Below are 20,841 nucleotides of genomic sequence, written 5' to 3'. Positions count from 1 at the left end.
GTGGACCTCACGTACACGGACGAGGAGGAGGAGTTCCGGGCGCGGCTGCGCGCGTGGCTCGCCCGCACGCTGCCCACGCTGCCGCCCCGGCCCGCCCCCGCCGACTGGCCCGCCCGCCGCGCCTACGACACCGGCTGGCAGCGCCGCCTGTACGACGCCGGGTACGGGGACGTCCACTGGGGCGCCTCCCCGACGACCCGGCTGATCTTCCTGGAGGAGACCGAGCGGGCGGGCGCCCCCTACGTCGGCGCCAACTTCGTCGGACTGCTGCACGCCGGGCCGACCATCGCCGCCGAGGGCACGCCCGCACAGCGGCAGCGGTGGCTGGAGCCGGTCCTGCGGGGCGAGGAGGTGTGGTGCCAGGGCTTCAGCGAGCCCGACGCGGGCTCCGACCTCGCCGCGCTGCGCACCCGCGCCCACCGCGACGGCGACAGCTACGTCGTCACCGGCGCCAAGATATGGACCTCGCACGCCGAGGTTGCCGACTGGTGCGAACTCCTCGTGCGCACCGACCCCGACGCCCCCAAGCACCGGGGCATCACCTGGCTCGCCCTGCCCATGGACGCGCCGGGGATCACGGTGCGGCCGCTGCGGACCCTCGCGGGCTCCACCGAGTTCGCCGAGATGTTCCTCGACGAGGTCCGCGTGCCGGTCGGCAACCGCGTCGGCGCCGAGAACGACGGCTGGCGCGTCACCATGGTCACCCTCTCCTTCGAACGCGGCACCGCCTTCGTCGGCGAGGTCGTCGCCTGCCGCCGCGTCCTCGGCGAACTCGCCGCCCACGCCCGCACATCGGGCCGCTGGGACGACACCGGGATACGGCACGAACTGGCCCTGCTCTCCGCCGAGTTCGGCGCCCTGTGGCGGCTCACCCAGTGGAACGTCAGCGAGGCCCAGGCCACCGGCGGCGTCCCCGGCGTCGGCGGCTCGGTCTTCAAGCTCCGCTACTCCCACGCCCGGCAGCGGCTCTACGACACCGCCGCCCGGGTCCTCGGGCCCGCCGGCGCCCTTGACACCGGGCAGGAGTGGACGCTCGACCGGCTCTCCTCCCTCTCCTACACCATCGCCGCCGGCACCTCCCAGATCCAGCGGAACATCGTCGCCGAGCGCATCCTCGGCCTGCCCCGGGAAGGGAAGTGAGCGTGCACTTCCAACTCACCGACGACCAGCGGGCCTTGCGCGACGGGATACGGGACCTGCTGCGCGGGCGGTTCGACCGGGACGCGCTGCGGACGGCCGTGGACGGCGCCGGTACGGAACGCGCCCTGGACCGGCGGCTGTGGCGGGACCTCGCGGACGCCGGGCTGTTCGCGCTGCGGCTGCCCGAGAGCGCGGGCGGGGTGGGGCTCGGGCTGCCCGAGGCGGTGCTCGCGTTCGAGGAGTGCGGGCGCGCCCTCGTGCCGGGCCCGCTCGTCCCCACCTTCCTCGCCGCCGGGCACGTCGCGGGCGCCGCCACCGGGAAGACGGTGGTGACGGCCCCGTACGCCGGGCTCGTGCCCTGGCTCGACGCGGCCGACGCGGTACGCGGCGAGGTGCCGGGCGCGGTCCCGCTCGCGTCCGTGGACCCGCTGACCCCGCTGCACCGCACGAAGGACGACACCGGGCCCGTGCCGTGGGAGGCGTCGCTGCTGTACGCGGCCGAACAGCTCGGCTCGGCGGGCCGCACCCTCGACATGGCGGTTCAACACGCCCGGACGCGTGAGCAGTTCGGGCGGCCCGTCGGCGCCTTCCAGGCCGTGAAACACCTGTGCGCCGAGCTGCTCGTACGGGTGGAGGTGGCGCGGGCCGCCGTGTACGCCGCCGCCGTCACCGGCGACCCGGTGGAGGTCGCCGGGGCGAAACTCCTCGCCGACGAGGCCGCCGTCGCGGGTGCCCGTGACTGCCTCCAGGTGCACGGCGGCATGGGCTTCACCTGGGAGGCGGACGTCCATCTGCATCTGAAGCGGGCCTGGGTACGCGCCGAGTTGGGCGGGTCCGCGCGGGACGCGCGGGAGACGGTCGCCGCCGCGCTGTGAGACGCGCGCGTCCGTCCCGTACGCGGTCATGCCGAAGGGTGTACGGACAGTGACGGACGGTCGATATCGGGTTGTGTCCTTCGGCGGGCTCGTCACGGCACGGAGTCGGCGGGCCGCTCCGGTACCTTGTGGCAGATGCGAGTGGTGCTGAACCCGAGCTGTGGCAGCGGTGCCGCCCTTGTGGCGGCTGCACGAGCCTGGGCGCCCGCCGCTCGCAGGGCATGGCGGGGTGACACGCCCGGCTGTTCGACCCCCCGCGAGACGCGTCGCACAGTATGCCGTACGCGTACTCCTTCGCGCTGGAATATGCCCGAAGCGCTTGTTGGGGTGACTGTACGTCAACCATGCTGTCCCGTACGGGGATCACAGACCGTGATCCCGGGCAGTGGCCAGGATGGTCAGTGGCGCGAGGCGACGTGTCCGCCGGTTCGGATGGTGTGAGCGGTGCAGGTGCTTCAGGTTCAACTGGAGGTCGGGGCCGACCCCGCGGAGGTGGGGCGGGCTCGCAGGTGGGCGCGGTCGCGGCTGGCCGGGTCGGGCATAGGGGCCGATGAGTCCCTCGCCGAGACGCTCATCCTGCTCGTCTCCGAGCTGGTGACCAACGCCGTGGTGCACACGGGGCGGCCCGCCGTGCTGCGGATGGCGCTGCCCGGGGTGCGGGAGGGGGCGGAGGTGCGGGGGACCGTGCGGGTGGAGGTCGCCGATCGCAGTGACCGGCCGCCTGTGCCCCGGCATGCGGAGGGGGACGCGACGAACGGGCGCGGGCTCGAACTGGTCGCTGGGCTGGCGGATCGGTGGGGGTGGCGGGTCGAAGGGGGCGGGAAGTCCATCTGGTGCGAGATTGATCGGGGGGCGGGGTTCGGGGTGGGCGGTGCGGCTCTGGCCCCGGCGTTCTCCAAGGTCGCCGTCCACTGACCCCTGCGCGGGGCGCGTGATCGTCGTGGGTCGGGTGCGGCCCCGGCGGGGCGTCTCGCGCAGTTCCCCGCGCCCCTTACGGGGCTTGTTTCAGCGCCGGAAATTCAAGCCCCTCCGGCGATTGAGGAGCGGGGTCTGGGGCGGAGCCCCAGGGGGTTGGAACGGGGGTCAGAGGATGGCGGCTGGGGAGACTGGGGTGCCTGTCGCTCCCTGGAAGGGTTCTGGCATCGCCGCCAGAAGGAAGGAGTAGCGCCCCGCTTCTCCACAGGCTGTGGACAGCGACTCCAGATTCCAGTTCTGCCCCTGGATCATCCCCATCTCCACAAGATCCAGCGCATGGACCGGCAACCAGAGATCCTCGACCTCCGGCGGAAAGATCTCGAACGTCAGGGTGTCGTTGGCGACCGCCGCCACATCGCGCGCGTGGAACCACTCCGGCGTACGGACCGACAACCCCGGCGAGGGGTACCCGTACGCATGCTTGTCCCCCGCGAGATAGACCTGCACCTGCCCCGTCCGGACCAGGACGATGTCCCCGGCACGGACCGTCACCCGCCCGAACTCGGCCGCCTCGTCGAGGTCTTCCGGCGTCACCGCGTGATCCCCGGGCAGCCGCCCGACCCCCTTCGCCGCGGCCACATCGAGCAGCACCCCGCGCGAGACCACGTACGGGATCTTGTCGATGCCGCTGAACGCGGCCCCGCTGTGCGCGGTGATCGTGCTCGCCGGCCGCCCGTTGTAGATCCGCCCCGAGTGCGAGACATGCGTGAGCGCGTCCCAGTGCGTCGCCGCCTGCAACCCCATCGTCACCGCGTCGTCGCTGGTGGCGACCGTGCCGGGGCCGAATATCTCGTAGTTGATCTGGGCCATGGTGTGGAAGGGGTTGATGCGCCCGGGGATCATGCCCGTCTGCACGCCGTCCTCCTTCAGCGGCAGCGCCAGCGGCACCCGCCGCCCCGTGCGCACCTCGGCGGCGGCCTCGCGGACGACGGCGTCGGTGACGAGATTGAGCGTGCCGATCTCGTCGGCCTCCCCCCAACGCCCCCAGTTGTTCACGCGCTTGGCGATCTCGTGGAACTCGGCGGGCAGGGGCATCGGGTCCTCCCGGGTCTTGTGTTCCGGTATCTGACGGGTCGTAGAATCCGAACCCGAGGCGAATCTAACGGGTCGTCAGAAACCGCGGGAAGGGGCCGGACGTGGGGAACTTCTTGGCAGGCAAGGTCATCGCCGTGACGGGGGCGGGGCGCGGCATCGGGCGGGCCGTCGCGCTCGCCTGCGCCGCCGAGGGCGCGAAGGTCGTCGTCAACGACTACGGCGTCTCCATCGAAGGGGGCGAGCCCACCTCGGAGGTCGCGCTCGGCGTCGTCAAGGAGATCGAGGCGGCGGGCGGCGCCGCCGTGGCCGTCGCCGACGACGTGTCCACCATGGCGGGCGGGCAGCGGATCGTGGACACGGCCGTCGAGGAGTACGGGCGCCTCGACGGGGTCGTCTGCGTCGCGGGCATCCTGCGCGAACGCATGCTGTTCAACATGTCCGAGCAGGAGTGGGACCCCGTCGTCGCCACCCACCTGAAGGGCACGTTCACCGTGTTCCGCGCCGCGAGCGCCGTCATGCGCAAGCAGGGCTCGGGCGCGCTCATCGGCTTCACCAGCGGCAACCACCAGGGCTCCGTCGCCCAGGCGAACTACAGCGCCGCCAAGGGCGGGATCATCTCCCTGGTCCGCAGCGCCGCGCTCGGCCTGCACAAGTACGGGGTCAGCGCCAACGCCGTCGCACCCGTCGCCCGTACGCGCATGTCGGCCAACGTCCCCATGGAGCTGAAGGAGATCGGCGAACCCGAGGACGTCGCCGCCCTCGTCGTCTATCTGCTCAGCGACCGCGCCCGCGAGGAGAAGATCACCGGGCAGGTCTACACCGTCGCCGGACCCAAGATCGCCGTATGGGCGCAGCCCCGCGAACTGCGGGCCGCGTACGGGGACGGGCCCTGGACGCCCGAGCGGATCGCGGACTTCCTGCCCGGGACCGTCGGCACCGATCCGATGCCGATGCTGGCGCAACTCCAGGAGATGGCGAGGGCCGCCGCCGCCAAGGAACGACCCAACCAGTGACGGGGGTGGCCGGCCGTGGAGTTCGCGTTCGGGGACGACGAGGAGAAGTTCCGTACGGAGGCGCGGAGTTGGCTGCGGGAGCGGCTGAACGCGGGCCGGTTCGCGGCGGCCGGGGGGCTCGGCGGGCCCGGCAGCGAACATGAAGCGATAGCGGAACGGCGGTCGTGGGAGCGGGAGTTGGGCGCGGGCGGCTGGATCGGGCTCGGGTGGGGCGAGGGCGGCTACGGCAACCGCGTCGCCTCCCTCGCCGGGCAGGTCGTCTGGGCCGAGGAGTACGCGCGGGCCCGCGCCCCCGGCCGCTGCGGGCACATCGGCGAGAACCTCCTCGCGCCCACCCTCCTCGCCCACGGCACCGACGCGCAGCGCCGCCGCTTCCTGCCGCCCATCGCACGCGGCGAACACCTGTGGTGCCAGGGCTACAGCGAGCCCGGCGCCGGCTCCGACCTCGCCTCCGTGCGCACCGCCGCCTGCCGTGAGCCGGGCACCGGGACCTGGCGGGTCAGCGGGCAGAAGGTGTGGACGTCGCTGGCCCGCGAGGCCGACTGGTGCTTCGTGCTCGCCCGCACCCGGCCCGGCTCCCGCCGCCACGAGGGCCTGTCCTTCCTGCTCGTCCCGATGGACCAGCCGGGCCGCGTCGACGTACGGCCCATCCGGCAGCTCACCGGCACCAGCGAGTTCAACGAGGTCTTCTTCGAGGGCGCCCGCGCCGAGGAGGTCGTCGGCGCCGAGGGCGACGGCTGGCGCGTCGCCATGGCGCTCCTCGCCTTCGAACGGGGTGTCTCCACGCTGGCCCAACAGATCGGTTTCGCGGAGGAGTTGGAGGCGGTCGTACGAGCCGCCGCCGTGTCCGGGGCCGACCGTGACCCGCTCGTCGCGGCAGGGCTCGTACGGCTGTGGGCGGAGCTGCGGACCATGCGGTACAACGCGCTGCGCACCCTCGGCGGGGCCGGGGACGCGGGGGCGCCGAGCGTCGCCAAGCTGCTGTGGGGGCGGTGGCATCAGCGGCTCGGGGAGCTGGCGTTGCGCGTGCGGGGCGCGGCGGGAGCGGTCGGGCCCGCCGACTGGACGCTGGAACAGCCCTATCAACTCGATGCCGCGCAACGGCTGTTCCTGTTCAGCCGGGCCGACACCGTCTACGGCGGCTCGGACGAGATCCAGCGCACCATCATCGCCGAGCGCGTGCTCGGACTGCCGAAGGACCACGGACCCAGGGAGGCGTCATGAGAGGTGTGCTGTTCGACGGGCGGGAGGCCGTCGTCGTCGACGACCTGGAGGTACGCGACCCCGGGCCCGGCGAAGTCCTCGTCTCCGTCGCCGCGGCCGGGCTGTGCCACTCCGACCTGTCCGTCATCGACGGCACGATCCCCTTCCCGCGGCCCGTCGTGCTCGGGCACGAGGGTGCGGGCGTCGTCGAGTCGGTCGGCGCAGGGGTCACGCATGTCGCCGCCGGTGACCATGTCGCGCTGTCCACGCTCGCCAACTGCGGGACGTGCGCCGCGTGCGACCGGGGGCGGCCCACCATGTGCCGGCGGGCCATCGGGCGGCCGGGGCAGCCGTTCACGCGGGGCGGGGAGCCGGTGTACCAGTTCGCGTCGAACTCCGCGTTCGCCGAGCGGACCGTCGTCAAGGCCGTGCAGGCGGTGCCGATCCCCAAGGAGATCCCGCTGGCCTCCGCCGCGCTCATCGGGTGCGGGGTCCTCACCGGGGTGGGCGCCGTGCTGAACCGGGCCCGCGTCGACCGGGGCGACACCGTCGTAGTCATCGGCACAGGGGGCGTCGGGCTCAACGTCCTCCAGGGCGCGCGGATCGCCGGTGCCCTGCGGATCGTCGCCGTCGACGCCAACCCGGCGAAGGAGGAGATCGCGCGGCGGTTCGGGGCGACGGAGTTCCTGACGGACGTGGCGGCCGTACGGGGGGTCCTGCCGGACGGGGCCGACCATGTCTTCGAGTGCGTCGGGCGGGTCGAACTCGTGCGGGCGGCGATTGATTTGCTGGACCGGGGTGGGCAGGCGGTGCTGCTCGGGATGCCGGCGGCCGACGCGGAGGCTTCTTTCGTGCCGGCGTCGTTGTTTCTCGACAAGTCGGTACTGGGGTGCCGGTACGGGTCTGCTCGGCCGCAGCGGGATGTTCGGTTGTACGCGGAGTTCTATGGGGCGGGGCGGTTGTTGCTGGACGAGCTGGTCACTCGGACGTACGGGATCTCCGAGTTCCGGGAGGCGGTTTCCGACGCCCAGGCGGGCCGAGTCGCCCGCGGGGTCCTGCTCTTTTGACGTCCGCAGCGCCGTCGTGGCCGCTCGCGCAGTTCCCCGCGCCCCTGAGGGAGTTGGCCTGAGCGCCAACATCCAGCCCCTCCGGCGATTGAGGAGCGGGGGCTGGGGCAGCGCCCCGGAGTGCCGGGTGCGTCGTGGCTGGGCGCGCAGTTCCCCGCGCCCCTTACGGGGCTGATCTGGGCGTCCCCTCGGGGGCTGGGTGGAAGGTTTTTCTGTAGGTGGTGGGAGGGACTCCCAGGGTCGTCTGGAAGTGCTGGCGCAGGGACTGGGCCGTGCCGAAGCCGGAGTCGCGGGCCACCGCGTCCATGGAGAGCGACGTCGTCTCCAGCAGATGACGCGCCCGCTCCACCCGCTGCGCGGTGATCCACTGCCCGGGACTGACCCCGACCTCCTCCCGGAACCGCCGCGTGAACGTCCGTACGGACATCGCCTCCCGCGCGGCCAGATCCCGCAACCGGATCGGCTCATGCAGATGCCCGAGCGCCCACGCCCGCGCCCCCGACGTGGAGGCGTCCCGCTCACTCGGCACCGGCCGCGCCACGAACTGCGCCTGCCCCCCGTCCCGGTAGGGCGGCACCACCGTACGCCGTGCCACGTCGTTCGCCACCGCCGAACCGAAGTCGCGGCGCACGATGTGCAGGCACAGATCGATCCCGGCGGCGACCCCGGCCGAGGTCAGCACGTCCCCGTCGTCGACGAAGAGGACGTCCGCGTCGACCCGTACCGTCGGGAACACCTTCTGGAAGTGCTCCGAGGCCGACCAGTGCGTCGTCGCGGGCCGCCCGTCGAGATAGCCGGCCGCGGCGAGCACCCAGCTCCCCGTACAGATGGACACCATGCGCGTGCCGGGCCGTACGTACGCGAGGGCCGCCGCGAGATCCTCGGTGAGGCGCCCCTCGGTGTACAGCGGGCCCAGCTCGTACGAGGCCGGGACGATCACCGTGTCCGCGCCGGCCAGCGCCTGCGGCCCGTGCGCGACGAGGATCGAGAAGTCGGCGTCGCTGTGGACCGGCCCCGCCTCTCGCACCGCGCACGTCACGACCTCGTACAGCGGCTCCTCCGTGGCGCTTCTCGCCTTGCCGAAGATCCGCTGCGGGATGCCCAGTTCGAACGGGATCACCCCGTCCAGCGCGAGGACGACGACCCGGTGCGGCGCGCGCGTGGAAGCCATGGCCCGATCCTAGCGAAGCATGGCATCCGGGCCACTCGTTCCGGCGCACCGCATCCCCGACGCTGGAGCCGTGACGACGACGCAGACACCTTCCGCCACCTCGCCCGGCCCCGCCGCCCGCCGCGGACGCCCGCACCGCGCCTGGTCCGTGGCCGCGGTCACCTTCGTGACGATCATCGGCGCGGCGGCCTTCGCCTCCCTGCCCGGCCTGCTCATCGAACCGCTGCACACCGACTTCGGCTGGTCACGCGGCACCATCGGCTTCGCGGTCTCCGTGAACCTCGCGCTGTACGGGATCACCGCCCCGTTCGCCGCCGCCCTCATGGACCGCTTCGGCATCCGCAGGGTCGTCGCCGCCGCCCTCGTCACCATCGGCGTCGGCTCCCTGCTCACCGTCTGGATGACCGCCGCCTGGCAACTCGTCCTGTACTGGGGTGTGTTGGTCGGCCTCGGCAGCGGCTCGATGGCGCTGGCGTTCGCGGCGACCGTCACCAACCGCTGGTTCGTCGCCCGGCGCGGACTCGTCACCGGCATCCTCACCGCCGCCGGCGCCTCGGGCCAGCTCGTCTTCCTGCCGCTGCTGTCCTGGATCATCGAACGCCACGACTGGAAGCCGGCGGCGGTCACGGTCGCGCTCGCCGCGTTCGCCGTCGTGCCGTTCGTCTGGCTGCTGCTGCGCGACCACCCGGCCGACGTGGGCCTGACCCCGTACGGGGGTGCCGTGTTCGTGCCCCGGCCCGCGCCGCTGCCGGGAGCCGCGCGGCGGGCCGTCACCGTGCTCGGCAAGGCGGCGCGCACGGGTCCGTTCTGGCTGCTCGCGGGCACCTTCGCCATCTGCGGCGCCTCGACGAACGGCCTGATCAAGACCCATTTCGTACCCGCCGCGCACGACCATCACATGCCGGTGACGACGGCCGCGTCACTGCTCGCGGTCATCGGCGTCTTCGACGTGATCGGGACGATCGCCTCCGGCTGGTTCACCGACCGCTTCGAGGCGCGCAGGCTGCTCGCCGTGTACTACGCGCTGCGCGGCATCTCCCTGCTGTTCCTGCCACTGCTGCTCGCGCCGTCCGTGCACCCGCCGATGCTGTTCTTCATCGTCTTCTACGGCCTCGACTGGGTGGCGACCGTGCCGCCGACCATCGCCCTGTGCCGCGAGCACTACGGCGAGGACAGCGCGATCGTCTTCGGCTGGGTGCTCGCCTCGCACCAGGTGGGGGCGGCGTTCGTGGCGTTCCTCGGCGGGGTGGCGCGGGACGCGTTCGGCTCGTACGACCTCGTGTGGGTGCTGTCCGGTGCGCTGTGCGCCGTCGCCGCGCTGATGGCCCTCGTCATCCGGCGCGGGCGGGCGGACGCCGCCGGGGGCGTGCCCGCGCCTCAGGTGCCGAGCGCCGCGAACTGACCCCGGTGGAACAGGAGCGGGCCCGCGTCCTCGTCGCCCGTGCCGAGTGCCGTCACTCGTCCTACGACGATGAGGTGGTCGCCGCCCGTGTGAACGGCGTGGATCACGCAGTCGATCCAGGCGGCGGCGCCGGTCAGGCGCGGGGAGCCGGAGACGGGGGCGGGTTCGTGGGCGACCCCGGCGAACTTGTCCGCGCCGCTCACCGCGAAGCCCCGGCACAGGGCGTCCTGGCCTGCCGCCAGTACGTTGACGCAGAAGACGCCGGCGCGGGCTATGCGGGGCCAGGTGGTGGAGGTGCGGGCCACCATGAAGGCGACCAGGGGTGGATCGAGGGAGAGGGAGGCGAAGGACTGGCACGCGAATCCGGCGGGGGCCTCCGGCGGTCGGGGGGTGGCGGTGGTTGTGGTGCCGGGGGCGGTGATGACGGTCACTCCCGTGGCGAAGTGGCCCAGGACGCGGCGGAATTCGGCCGGGTCGACCGGGGGGCGTTCGTCCTCGCGTACGGCGCGGAGGTCCGGGCGGGGGTGGGGGTTCACCGGGGGGTGGGCCCTTGTGGGGGCGCCGGTCTGCCTGAGGTAGCGGAGGGCTGTGGCCGCCATGCCTGCGTGTCCCATCATGCGTCCAGTGAAGCTGACGGGGCGTCAGTTTGGAAGGGGGCGGGGCGCTTCCCGCGCGGGGGGCGTGTCTGTTGTGCGTCCGGTGCGGCTCCGGCGAGGCTCGTCGCGCAGTTCCCCGCGCCCCTTACGGGGCTGATCTCAGCGTCCCCTTCTAGCGGCCACGTGGCCGCGCTCTTGAGGGAGTTGGCCTGAGCGCCAACTCCGTGCCTCCGGCCCGGGGCCCTGGCGGGGCTCACCTCAGCGCCGGTAATTCAAGCCCCTCCGGCGCTTGAGGAGCGGGGTCTGGGGCAGCGCCCCAGAGTGCCGGGTGCGTCGTGGCTGGTCGCGCAGTTCCCCGCGCCCCTGAGGGGGCTGGTCTCAGCGTCCGTGGAATTCGGGGGGCCGGCGGGTGTGGAAGGCGGTCAGGCCTTCTTGGGCGTCCCGCGTGGACACGTTCAGCTCCTGCGCCACCGCCTCCGCCGCGAACGCCGCCCCCCGATCAGCATCCAACGACGAGTTGACCAACCACTTCGTCAGCGCGAGCGCCCGCGTAGGCCCACAAGCCAACCGCTCCGCCCACTCCCGCGCCACCCCCGCCAACTCCCCGTCCGCGACGACCCGGTTGACCAGCCCGAGCCGCTCCGCGTCGACCGCCCCCACCGCGTCCCCGAAGAACATCAGCTCCTTGGCCCGCTGAGGCCCGACAAGCCGCGGCAGCAGATACGCCCCGCCCCCGTCCGGCACGAGCCCACGCCGCACGAACACCTCGATGAACCGCGCCGACTCCGCCGCGATCACCAGATCACAGGCCAGCGCCAGATGCGCCCCGATCCCCGCGGCCGTCCCGTTGACCGCCGCCAGCACCGGCTTCTCGCAGTCCAGTACCGCCGCGATCAACCGCTGCGCGCCCAGCCGGATCGTACGGGCGACGTCCCCGACGACCCGCTCCCCGGCCCCCGTACCGGAGCCGCGCAGGTCCGCGCCCGCGCAGAAACCCCGGCCGGTGGCGGTGATCACGACGGCGCGCACGTCCGGGTCGGCGGAGGCGTCGGCGAGCAGGGAGATGACGCGTTCGCGCTGGTCCCAGGTGACGGCGTTCATGGCCTCGGGGCGGTTCAGGGTGATCCACGAGACGCCGTTGTCAGTGGCGTGCAGTACCAATGAGTCGAGGGGCTTTTCGGAGCCGGGGGAGTCTTCGGGGGAGGGCTGAGGCATGGGCGTGCTCCATGGGGTTCGGTGGTCAGCGGCAGACGGCGAGCGCGTCGAGGGCGACGGCGCCCTGCCCGCGCGGCAGGACCATCAGCGGGTTGATGTCGAGTTCGGCGAGGTCACCGTCGAGTTCGAGGGCCATCCGCTGCACCCGCAGGACGACCTCGACGAGCGCGTCCACATCGGCCGGCGGCGCCCCCCTGACCCCGTCGAGCAGAGCCCGCCCGCGCAGCGAGTCCAGCGCCGCCCGCGCCTGCTCCTCGCCGAACGGCGGCACGCACACGGCCGTGTCCCGCAGCACCTCCACGAGGACGCCGCCGAGCCCCACGGTCACGGTCGGGCCGAACAGATCGTCGCGGGTGACGCCCACGACCATCTCGACGCCGCGCTCGACCATCTGGCAGACGAGGACGCCGTCGAGGTCGATGCCCTCGAAGCGGGCGATGTCGGTGAGTTCGCGGTACGCGTCCCGTACCTGGCTCGCGGACGTCAGCCCGACCTTGACCAGGCCGAGTTCCGACTTGTGGGCGAGCTGCGGCGCCGACGCCTTCATGACGACGGGATAGCCGACGAGAGAGGCGGCGCGCACGGCGGCCGCGGCGCTCGTCACCAGTTGCTCACGCGGTACGCGGATGCCGTACGCCCGCAGCAGTTGCTTCGCCGCGTGCTCGCTCAACTGGTTGCCGGGCCGCATCAGGGCCTGCGCCTTGCGGAACGAGGGCGAGGGGGAGCGCGGCGCCTCGTCGAAGGGGGAGCGGTAGCCCGCGGCGAACCGGTGGTGGCCGAGATAGGCGCGCACGGCGGTCACGCAGTTGCCGAAGGTGCGGAAGGTCGCCACGCGGGACGAGCCGAGCAGCGTCGTGCGGTAGGCGTCCTCGGTGCCCACCGGCGAGCCCCACACCACGCACACCAGCTTGTCCGTCTGCTCCGCCGCGTCCACCAGGTCCTGCGCGAGCTTGTCGCTCATGGGCGGGAAGGGCCCGGTGATCGGGCAGATGAGCACGCCGACGTCGGGATCGGCGAGGATCGCGTCGATGATCTTGCGGCCGCGCCAGTCGCCGACGGGGTGGCCGCCGTTGTCGACGGGGTTGGCGACGTTCAGATACTCCGGGATCCACTGGTGGAGTTCGTCCTGCTTGGCGTCCGACAGCGTCGGCAGGCGCAGCCCGGCGGCGCTGGCGAGGTCGGAGAAGTGGGCGCCGGTGCCGCCGGATATGGAGTACACGACGACGCCGTCCGCCCGCGGGGGCCGGGCGCGGGCCAGCAGGGCGGCGGTGTCCTGGAGCTCGTCGAGCCCGTCGACGCGGATCACTCCGAACTGGCGCATGGCCGCGTCCACGACCGCGTCGGCGCCGGTCAGCTTGCCGGTGTGGGAGGCGGCCGTGCGGGCGCCCGTCTCGGTCCTGCCGACCTTCACCGCGACGACGGGGACGCCGGCGCGGGCGGCGCGGTCGGCGGCGAGCAGGAAGGAGCGGCCGTCCTTGAGCCCTTCGAGATAGCAGGCGATGGCCCCGACCTCGGGGCGCCCGGCGAAGTAGGAGAGGAAGTCGGCACTCTCCAGATCGGCCTCGTTGCCGGTGGGCGCCCAGTGGGAGAGGCGGATGCCGAGTTCCTGGAGCGCGAACACGGGCCGCCCCTGGTGCCCGGACTGCGTGATGAGCGCGATGGCGGGGCCTTCGAGGTCGTCGCGGAAGTGCTCGAAGGCGTTGAGGTTGGTGTTCGGGCCGAGCAGCCTGAGGCCCGAGCGGCCGACCACCTCGGCCAGCCGCTCCTGCGCCGCCGCGCCCGCCTCGCCGGTCTCCGCGAACCCCGAGGCGAACGCGACGGCGAACCGCACCTTCGCCTCCGCCAGCTGCTCGATCACGGGGAGGGGGTCGGCGACGAGCAGCACCGCGAGATCGACCTGTTCGGGCAGGTCGGCGACGGTGGGAGCGCAGGGCAGGCCGAAGACGGAGTCCCTGGTGGGGTGGACGGGGTGGACGCGGGCGCCGACGCGGTCCGCCCAGCGGACGAGCTGGCGGGTGATGCCCGTGTTGGGGCGGCCCTCCGTGTCCGATGCGCCGATCACCGCGACGGATTCCGGGCGGAAGAAGCGGTCCAGGTCGGGGACGTCGGCGTGCAGGGGGCGTCCGCTGACGTCGTGTTCCTCGGGGTCGGTTCTGCCGTGGACGGCAGGGCCGGGGGGTTCGCCGCAGGCGATGGTGCGGGCCCGGCGGGAGTCGGTGGTCAGGGTGCCGTATGTCGATCCAAGCATCGGTCCGCCCGCTCCTGAGTGACAGCGACGAGTTGGCTGGCGCCATAGCTGACGCCCCATCAGGTTACTGAACTGACGGTACGTCAGGAACCTGTCGTACGCGCTTTATCCTTCCGGGTGCGTGATCGTCATGCGTCCGGTGCGGCTCCGGTAGCCCTTCCACGCAGTTCCCCGCGCCCCTGACGGGGCTGCCAGCCCCAGTGCCGGGTCGGTGCACGTTGTGCGTTCAGTTCAGCCCGGTGGGGCTTCTCGCGCAGTTCCCCGCGCCCCTGAGGGAGTCGGCCTCAGCGCCAACATCCAGCCCCTCCGGCGATTGAGGAGCGGGGGCTGGGGCGGAGCCCCAGAGTGCCGGGTGCGTCGTGGCTGAGCGCGCAGTTCCCCGCGCCCCTGAGGGAGTCGGCCTCACCGCCAACATCCAGCCCCTCCGGCGATTGAGGAGCGGGGGCTGGGGCGGAGCCCCAGAGTGCCGGGTGCGTCGTGGTTGGCCGCGCAGTTCCCCGCGCCCCTGACGGGGCTTTTCTCAGCGCCGGTCAATCAAGCCTCTCCGGCGATTGAGGAGTGGGCGATTAGTTTTGGCGGGGCCGGCGGTCATCATGGGCACATAACGAACACCGCCCACCCCAGGAGCCCCGCATGCGCCAGCTCATCAGCACCGCCTTCCTCTCCCTCGACGGAGTCGTAGAGGCCCCCGGCGGCGAAGAGGGCTACCGCAACGCCGGCTGGACGTTCAAGAACATCGAGTTCGTCCCGGACGCGTTCGAGATCAAGGGCCGCGAACAGGAGGAGGCCACGGCGATGCTCCTCGGCCGCGTCAGCTACGAGGCGTTCAGCGCGGTCTGGCCCGCCATGGAGGACTTCGCCCGCTACAAGACCCTGCCCAAGTACGTCGTCTCCACGACCCTCGGCGAGGACAGCCTCGTCGACAACTGGGGCGAGACCACGATCCTGCGCTCCGTCGACGAGGTCGCCGCCCTGAAGGAGACCGAGGGTGGCCCGATCATCATGCACGGCAGCGCCACGCTGAACCACGCCCTGTCCGACGCCGGCCTGATCGACCGCTACCACCTGCTGGTCTTCCCGCTGCTGCTCGGCGCGGGCAAGCGCCTGTTCTCCGCCACGGACAAGGACGCCCAGCAGCTCAAGCTGGTCGAGTCGCAGGCGTACGCGAACGGCGTGCAGAAGAACGTCTTCGACGTCGTGCGCTGACCACGACGACAATCGGCGCCATGAACCACGTACCGCAAGACACACCGCAAGCCGCGCAGCAAGACACACCGCAAGCCGCACCGCAGGACCACCCGCCGGCCGCCCGGCTCGACGCGCTGCTGCGTTCCCTGCGGGTCTGGGACACGGAGCTGCCCGGGTTCGACACGGACGCCGCGCCGGACGGCCCGCTGGAGCTGTTCGTCGACTGGTTCGCGGAGGCGGTGGCGGCGGGCCAGACCGAGCCGCACACGCCCTCGCTGGCCACGACCGACGCCGAGGGCCACGCGGACGTCCGTACGGTGATGCTGCACGGCGCCGACGAGGACGGCTTCCACGTCGCCTCGCACGCCGGCAGCGCGAAAGGCCGCCAGCTCGCGGCCACCCCGTACGCGGCGCTCGGCTTCTACTGGCCGGCGCTGGGCCGCCAGGTGCGGGTGCGCGGCCCGGTCCGTACGGCGCCGCCCGAGGACGCGCGGGCGGACCTGCGCGCCCGTTCGACGGGCGCGCTCGCCTCGGCGCTCGTCGGCCGGCAGAGCGAACTCCTCGGCTCCCGCGCCGAGTTGGAGCGCGCCTCGGACGCCGCGTGGGAGCGGGCCGCGCAAGAGCCGGACGCGGTCGCGCCGACGTGGACGGTGTACGTGGTCCAGCCGCGCGAGGTCGAGTTCTTCCAGGGCGACGCCCGGCGCCGCCACACCCGTCTGCGCTACCGCCGCGCGGACCCGGCCGGCGCCTGGGCGAAGGAACTGCTCTGGCCGTGACCGCCCCCGCCCGTCAGGCCCTGTCGGCGGCGGGCGGCCGGAACACCGGCACGGCGTACACGCCCGCCGGCCGGAACGTGACCGCCAGTTCCATCCCCACCCGCAGCTCCCCCGCGGGCACGTCCACGACCTCGGTCATCATGCGGGGTCCCTCGGCGAGATCGACGACGGCGGCGGTGTAGGGGGTGCGGGTGCCGAAGGGGGGCAGGTCGTTGCGGTGGACGACCGACCACGTGTAGAGCGTGGCCCGGCCGCTCGCCGCCCGCCAGGTGACGTCCTCGCTCCAGCAGTGCGGGCAGAACTCGCGCGGGTAGTGGTGGTCGCGCCCGCAGCCCGCGCAGTGCCGCAGCAGCAGCCGCCCCTCGGCCGCCGCCTCCCAGTAGGGGCGGGTGAAGGCGTCGGGCTCGGGCAGATCGAACCGTACGCCGTCGCCGGTCTCCGTCATCAGAACAGTCCGATCGCGTGGTCGAGGGACCAGACCTGCCAGGACATGGCGAACAGCGCGACGAGCGAGATCAGCGCCATCATCGCGTTCTGCCCCTGCTCGGCCCAGTCGTGGATCATGAGGGTGAGGTAGAGGAGGTTGAGCAGCAGGCCGCCGACGAGCGCGACGGGGGTGAGCAGGCCGGCCACCAGCCCGAGGCCGAGGGCGAGTTCGGCGTAGACGACGAGGTACGCCATGGCCTTCGGGCGCGGCCTGACGACCTTGTCGAAGCCCGAACGCACCGCGCCCCACCGGTGTTTCGCCGCCACGTCCGCCGCCCACGCGATGCCCGTGCCGCGTTCGAACCAGCCCTTCTTGTCCTTGTGCCGCCAGCTCTCCAGCCACCACAGCCCGAGGCCGATACGCAGCACGGCCAGCCATTCGGCGCCGCTGAGCCCTATCGCTTCCATGGAGTCCGGCCCCTCTTCCGCTATCTGACGGTACGTCAGTTCAGCGCATCGGGGCCGCGCCCGCAAGGGTCCCGGCGCGGGCGGGAGCGGACGGGTGGACCGTGATCCATTCGCAACCGAACCCACTCTTGACCGTGCCCCATCAACATCCCCGGCGAAATTACGCTCCCGATCATGACCGCCCCCCACCTCGCCCCGGCCCCCCGCAGCCACGCGCATCCGCCCGTGTACGTGATCGGCGGCGGCCCCGCCGGACTCGCCGCCGCCGTACGGCTGAAGGCGCGGGGCGCCCGGGTCGTCGTCCTGGAACGCTCCGACCGCGTCGGAGCCTCCTGGCGCGGCGACCGCGAACGGCTGCGGCTGCGGACCACGCGCCGCCGGTCCGCCCTGCCGGGGCTGCCGATCCCGCGCCGCTACGGCCGCCGCGTCCTCGGCGCGGACCTCGCCCGCTACCTGGAGACGTACGCCGAGCACCACGCCCTCGAAGTGGCGACCGGCATCGAGGTCACCCGCGTCGATCCCGCACCGGGCGGCTCCGGCTGGCTGCTGCGGGCGAGCGGCGGCCGCGAACTCCTGTGCTCCTCGCTCGTCGTCGCCACCGGCCGCCATCACACGCCGTACGTTCCCGACTGGCCCGGCGCGGACGGCTTCCCCGGCGAACTCCTGCACGCCCGCGCCTTTCGCGGCGCCGCGCCCTACGCGGGGCGGGACGTGCTCGTGGTCGGCGCCGGGCGCAGCGGGACGGAGATCGCGGCGGAGCTTGTGGCGGGCGGGGCGGGGCGCGTACGGGTCGCTGCGCGGCGGGCGCGGGGTGATCAGGTCGGGGAGGTCGTCGGCTTCGACGGGGGTGAGGTGCTGCTCGCCGGCGGGGGCCGGATCGGGGCCGAGGTGGTGATCGCGGCCACGGGATATCGCCCCGCGCTGGGCCCCCTGGTAGGACATCTCGGGGTCCTGAACCCGAACACGGGCCTCCCGTCACCCCGCCGGGGCGCGATCCCCCCGGGCCTCACCTTCACCGGCTTCACCACCCCCACGCTGAACGCTCGCCGCTGACCAAGTCGACGCTCAGGCCAGCCCCGTAAGGGGCGCGGGGAACTGCGCGCTCGGCCACGACGCACCCGGCACTCTGGGGCGCTGCCCCAGCCCCCGCTCCTCAATCGCCGGAGGGGCTTGAAATGACCGGCGCTGAGATCAGCCCCGTAAGGGGCGCGGGGAACTGCGCGCCCAGCCACGACGCACCCGGCACTCTGGGGCGCTGCCCCAGACCCCGCTCCTCAAGCGCCGGAGGGGCTGGAAGTTGGCGCTGAGCCCAGCCCCGCCCTCCAGGGACCCCAGGGCCGGAGGCCGGGAGTTGGCGCTGAGCCCAGACCGTCAGGGACCCCAGGGCCGGAGGCCGGGAGTTGGCGCTGAGCCCAGACCGTCAGGGACCCCAGGGCCGGAGGCCGGGAGTTGGCGCTGAGGGCAGCCCCGTCGAAGGGCGCCGGGGATCAAGGGAGGAGGCCCCCCTTTAGTCCCGCCCCAAGATCACCGTGCCGGAGGAGCAGAACCAACCCCCCGTGCCGGAGGCCACCGCCAGTTGGGGAAGCGTGCCGTCCGGGCGACGGACCTGGTGGGCGCCCGCGTCACCCCGTAACTGCCGTACCGCCTCCACCAGCAGAAAAAGCCCCCGCATCCCGGGATGCTGCGCGGACAACCCCCCACCGTCCGTATTCGTGGGCAGCCCCCCGTCGAACCGCAGCCGCCCGCCCTCCACGAACGCCCCGCCCTCCCCCTTCCCGCAGAACCCGAGATCCTCCAGTGTCACCAGCGTCATGTACGTGAACGCGTCGTACAGCTCCGCGATGTCGATGTCGGCGGGCGTGACCCCGGCCCGTTCGAACGCCAGCCGGCCGCTGACGGCAGCCGGGGAGACCGTGAAGTCGTCCCACTCGGACATCGTCGTGTGGGAGACGTGCTCGCCCGCGCCGAGCACCCACACCGGCGGCCGCGCGCAGTCCGCGAGCAGTTCCTCGGAGACGAGCAGCACGGCCGCGCCGCCGTCACTGCGGATGCAGCAGTGCAGCTTGGTGAACGGGTCGGCGATCATCGGCCCGCCCAGCACGTCGTCCACGGTGACCGGGTCGCGGAACATGGCGCCGGGGTTGCGGGCCGCGTTCTCCCGGGCCTGCACGGCGACCTGCGCCAACTGCTCGATGGTCGTGCCGTACCGGTGCATGTGGCGGCGGGCGGCCATCGCGTACTTGGCGATGAGCGTGTGCCCGTACGGGACCTCGAACTGGAGGGGGCCGCGCGCGCCGAACGACAGGTTGGAGGTGCGCCGGCCCGCTTTGATGTCGGCGCGGGCCGTCGAGCCGTACACGAGCAGCACGGCCCGCGCGTGCCCCGCCGCGATGGCGTCGGCGGCGTGCGCGGCCATGACCTCCCAGGTGGAGCCGCCGACGGAGGTGGAGTCGACCCAGCGCGGGGCGAGGCCCAGGTACTCGGCGACCTCGACCGGGGCGAGCGTGCCGAGGCCCGCGCTCGCCACGCCGTCGATCACGTCGGGGGTGAGCCCGGCGTCGGCGAGGGCGCGGCGGGCGGCCTGGGCGTGCAGGGCGTAGGGGGTGGCGTCGTCGACACGGCCGCAGTCGGACAGGGCGACGCCGGCGACGGCGGCCCGGCGGCCCGAGGTGCTCAGGGAGCCAGTCATGAATTTGACGGTACATCAGAAAGTGGGTGGGGGAAGGGGAGTGGTGGGAGGCGCCTCGCCTCTGGCGGGGTGGGGGTCGGGCGCTTAATATGACGGCCCGTCAGAAAGGGGCCCGCATGGACGCCAGGTTCACCGAGGAACAGCAGGAGATCCGCCGCACCCTGCGCGAACTCACCACCGCACGCTGCACCCCGGACGACGTCAAGGCCGCCGCCCGCACGCCGGGCGGCCACGACGGCACCCTGTGGCGGGCCCTCGGCAAGGAACTGGGTCTGCCCGGGCTCGCCCTGCCCGAGGCGTACGGAGGCGTCGGCGCGGGGCCGGCCGAACTCGCCTTGGCAGCCGAGGAGTTGGGCCGCTGTCTCGCGCCGACCCCGCTGCTCGCGGGCAGCGGACTCGTCGCCCCGCTCGTCGCCGCCCTCGGCACCGCCGACCAGCGCGCCGCCCTGCTGCCCCCGCTCGCCGGCGGCACCCTCACCGCCGCCCTCGCCGTCCCCGGCGCGGGCCTCGCCACCGCCCTCGGGCTCGTCGACGACAACACCGGCGACTGGGCGGGCGGCGGCCGCGCGGGCGGCGTCCAGGCCGCCCGCGCCCCGGGGGAGGGCGAAGGTGCGGGCTGGCGGCTGTACGGGCAGGCCGAACAGGTCCTGGACGGGCACAGCGCGGGCCTGCTCCTCGTCGCCGCGCACACCGGAGGCTTCGCCCGCTCCCGCACCCTGCTGTTCCTCGTACGGGCGGACGCGGCGGGCCTGAGCCGCACCCGGCAGACCTCCCTGGACGAGACCCGTCCCCAGGCTCGCGTCGAACTGCGGGACGTGGCAGCGGAGTTGCTCGGCGAGGAGAGCGCGGACATCGCCGCCGCGCTCGCCGCCACCGGGGAGTTCGCCGCGACCCTCATCGCCGCCGAGGCCGTCGGCGCCGCCGACCGCGCCCTGGAGCGGACGGTCGCCTACGTCAAGGAACGCGAGCAGTTCGGCCGTCCCGTCGGCTCCTTCCAGGCCGTCAAGCACCGGCTGGCCGACGTGTACGTACAGGTGCAGGCGGCGCGGTCGGCCGCCTACTACGCGGCCTGGGCGGTCGGCGGCGGCGGGTCCGAGCCCGCCGTCGGCGCCCTCGCGCTCGCGCAGGCCCTCGAAGCGCTGCGGACCGCCGCCGCCGAGGCCGTCCAGCTGCACGGCGGGATCGGCTTCACCTGGGAGCACGACGCGCATCTGTATCTGAAGCGGGCGGCGGGCGACGAGCTGCTGTTCGGGCCCGTCTATCTGCTGCGGGACCGGGCGGCGGGCGCCGCCGGACTCTTCGCCGCGCGCGCGAAGGCCGCCGTATGAGCGCCCCGGCGGAGGGCGGCGGAGCC

General features: G+C 73.2%; 19 protein-coding genes. 11 read left to right on the top strand and 8 right to left on the bottom strand.

Annotated features, from left to right (window positions below):
• The 3 genes from ACZ7LY_RS08315 (at position 1) to ACZ7LY_RS08305 (ending at position 2,930) form a co-directional block, all read left to right on the top strand.
• Positions 1-1,140 carry an acyl-CoA dehydrogenase family protein gene (locus tag ACZ7LY_RS08315; RefSeq protein ID WP_471623720.1) on the top strand — a complete coding sequence of 380 codons (1,140 nt, stop codon included), beginning with the start codon at positions 1-3 and terminating at the stop codon, positions 1,138-1,140.
• A gap of 2 nt (positions 1,141-1,142) precedes the next feature.
• Positions 1,143-2,015: an acyl-CoA dehydrogenase family protein gene (locus tag ACZ7LY_RS08310; protein ID WP_471623719.1), complete on the top strand. Its 873-nt coding sequence runs from the start codon at positions 1,143-1,145 to the stop codon at positions 2,013-2,015.
• Positions 2,016-2,459: 444 nt separating this feature from the next.
• On the top strand, positions 2,460-2,930 hold the full coding sequence (locus tag ACZ7LY_RS08305) for an ATP-binding protein (protein ID WP_471623718.1): 471 nt from the start codon (positions 2,460-2,462) through the stop codon (positions 2,928-2,930).
• A 168-nt stretch (positions 2,931-3,098) separates the two neighbouring features.
• Here the strand turns inward: ACZ7LY_RS08305 and ACZ7LY_RS08300 are convergent, their stop codons facing one another.
• A complete protein-coding gene (locus tag ACZ7LY_RS08300; RefSeq protein ID WP_471623717.1) occupies positions 3,099-4,025 on the bottom strand; it encodes a cyclase family protein in 927 nt (308 codons plus the stop codon).
• A gap of 101 nt (positions 4,026-4,126) precedes the next feature.
• On the opposite strand from ACZ7LY_RS08300, the gene ACZ7LY_RS08295 reads away from it, so the two are divergent.
• The 3 genes from ACZ7LY_RS08295 to ACZ7LY_RS08285 are packed head-to-tail and all read left to right on the top strand — an operon-like array spanning position 4,127 to position 7,308.
• Positions 4,127-5,038 (top strand): SDR family oxidoreductase, encoded by a 912-nt coding sequence (locus ACZ7LY_RS08295; protein ID WP_471623716.1) that lies wholly within the window; start codon positions 4,127-4,129, stop codon positions 5,036-5,038.
• A 15-nt stretch (positions 5,039-5,053) separates the two neighbouring features.
• Entirely contained in the window at positions 5,054-6,262 is a 1,209-nt protein-coding gene (locus ACZ7LY_RS08290) for an acyl-CoA dehydrogenase family protein (protein ID WP_471623715.1), read from the top strand.
• A complete protein-coding gene (locus tag ACZ7LY_RS08285; RefSeq protein WP_471623714.1) occupies positions 6,259-7,308 on the top strand; it encodes an alcohol dehydrogenase catalytic domain-containing protein in 1,050 nt (349 codons plus the stop codon). Before ACZ7LY_RS08290 ends, ACZ7LY_RS08285 begins: the two co-directional genes overlap by 4 nt.
• Before the next feature lie 163 nt (positions 7,309-7,471).
• Here ACZ7LY_RS08285 and ACZ7LY_RS08280 read toward each other — a convergent pair whose 3' ends face one another.
• Complete coding sequence (locus ACZ7LY_RS08280) at positions 7,472-8,479, bottom strand: GlxA family transcriptional regulator (protein ID WP_471623713.1); 1,008 nt, start codon at positions 8,477-8,479, stop codon at positions 7,472-7,474.
• A gap of 70 nt (positions 8,480-8,549) precedes the next feature.
• Between ACZ7LY_RS08280 and ACZ7LY_RS08275 the strand changes: the two genes are divergently transcribed.
• A complete protein-coding gene (locus tag ACZ7LY_RS08275; protein WP_471623712.1) occupies positions 8,550-9,881 on the top strand; it encodes an MFS transporter in 1,332 nt (443 codons plus the stop codon).
• On the opposite strand, the gene ACZ7LY_RS08270 is transcribed toward ACZ7LY_RS08275, so the two are convergent.
• The 3 genes from ACZ7LY_RS08270 to ACZ7LY_RS08260 form a co-directional block, all read right to left on the bottom strand.
• Positions 9,857-10,498: a flavin reductase family protein gene (locus ACZ7LY_RS08270; RefSeq protein ID WP_471623711.1), complete on the bottom strand. Its 642-nt coding sequence runs from the start codon at positions 10,496-10,498 to the stop codon at positions 9,857-9,859. The genes ACZ7LY_RS08275 and ACZ7LY_RS08270 overlap by 25 nt on opposite strands.
• 357 nt (positions 10,499-10,855) lie before the next feature.
• Complete coding sequence (locus tag ACZ7LY_RS08265; protein ID WP_471623710.1) at positions 10,856-11,692, bottom strand: enoyl-CoA hydratase/isomerase family protein; 837 nt, start codon at positions 11,690-11,692, stop codon at positions 10,856-10,858.
• Between the two features lie 25 nt (positions 11,693-11,717).
• Positions 11,718-13,940, bottom strand: coding sequence for an acetate--CoA ligase family protein (locus ACZ7LY_RS08260; RefSeq protein ID WP_471623709.1), 2,223 nt, complete (start codon positions 13,938-13,940; stop codon positions 11,718-11,720).
• Positions 13,941-14,573: 633 nt separating this feature from the next.
• On the opposite strand from ACZ7LY_RS08260, the gene ACZ7LY_RS08255 reads away from it, so the two are divergent.
• Together ACZ7LY_RS08255 and ACZ7LY_RS08250 are read left to right on the top strand one after the other, a co-directional pair.
• A complete protein-coding gene (locus ACZ7LY_RS08255; RefSeq protein WP_471623708.1) occupies positions 14,574-15,146 on the top strand; it encodes a dihydrofolate reductase family protein in 573 nt (190 codons plus the stop codon).
• Between the two features lie 20 nt (positions 15,147-15,166).
• Positions 15,167-15,904: a pyridoxine/pyridoxamine 5'-phosphate oxidase gene (locus ACZ7LY_RS08250; RefSeq protein WP_471623707.1), complete on the top strand. Its 738-nt coding sequence runs from the start codon at positions 15,167-15,169 to the stop codon at positions 15,902-15,904.
• 13 nt (positions 15,905-15,917) lie between these two features.
• On the opposite strand, the gene ACZ7LY_RS08245 is transcribed toward ACZ7LY_RS08250, so the two are convergent.
• Positions 15,918-16,349, bottom strand: coding sequence for a Zn-ribbon domain-containing OB-fold protein (locus ACZ7LY_RS08245; RefSeq protein WP_471623706.1), 432 nt, complete (start codon positions 16,347-16,349; stop codon positions 15,918-15,920).
• The gene (locus ACZ7LY_RS08240; RefSeq protein ID WP_471623705.1) at positions 16,349-16,798 is read right to left on the bottom strand and encodes a DoxX family protein; all 450 of its coding nucleotides are present in this window, start codon (positions 16,796-16,798) and stop codon (positions 16,349-16,351) included. Before ACZ7LY_RS08240 ends, ACZ7LY_RS08245 begins: the two co-directional genes overlap by 1 nt.
• Before the next feature lie 174 nt (positions 16,799-16,972).
• Here ACZ7LY_RS08240 and ACZ7LY_RS08235 point away from each other — a divergent pair, with 174 nt between their 5' ends.
• Positions 16,973-17,851 carry an FAD-dependent oxidoreductase gene (locus ACZ7LY_RS08235; protein WP_471623704.1) on the top strand — a complete coding sequence of 293 codons (879 nt, stop codon included), beginning with the start codon at positions 16,973-16,975 and terminating at the stop codon, positions 17,849-17,851.
• 454 nt (positions 17,852-18,305) lie between these two features.
• On the opposite strand, the gene ACZ7LY_RS08230 is transcribed toward ACZ7LY_RS08235, so the two are convergent.
• Positions 18,306-19,487: a thiolase C-terminal domain-containing protein gene (locus ACZ7LY_RS08230; RefSeq protein WP_471623703.1), complete on the bottom strand. Its 1,182-nt coding sequence runs from the start codon at positions 19,485-19,487 to the stop codon at positions 18,306-18,308.
• A gap of 116 nt (positions 19,488-19,603) precedes the next feature.
• On the opposite strand from ACZ7LY_RS08230, the gene ACZ7LY_RS08225 reads away from it, so the two are divergent.
• Positions 19,604-20,815 carry an acyl-CoA dehydrogenase family protein gene (locus ACZ7LY_RS08225; RefSeq protein ID WP_471623702.1) on the top strand — a complete coding sequence of 404 codons (1,212 nt, stop codon included), beginning with the start codon at positions 19,604-19,606 and terminating at the stop codon, positions 20,813-20,815.
• Positions 20,816-20,841 lie beyond the last annotated feature (26 nt).

The sequence above is a fragment of the Streptomyces sp. NPDC107550 genome (assembly GCF_055639095.1).
Note: the sequence above shows the minus strand (reverse complement) of the source record. Positions and strands in the feature narration are given on the sequence as shown.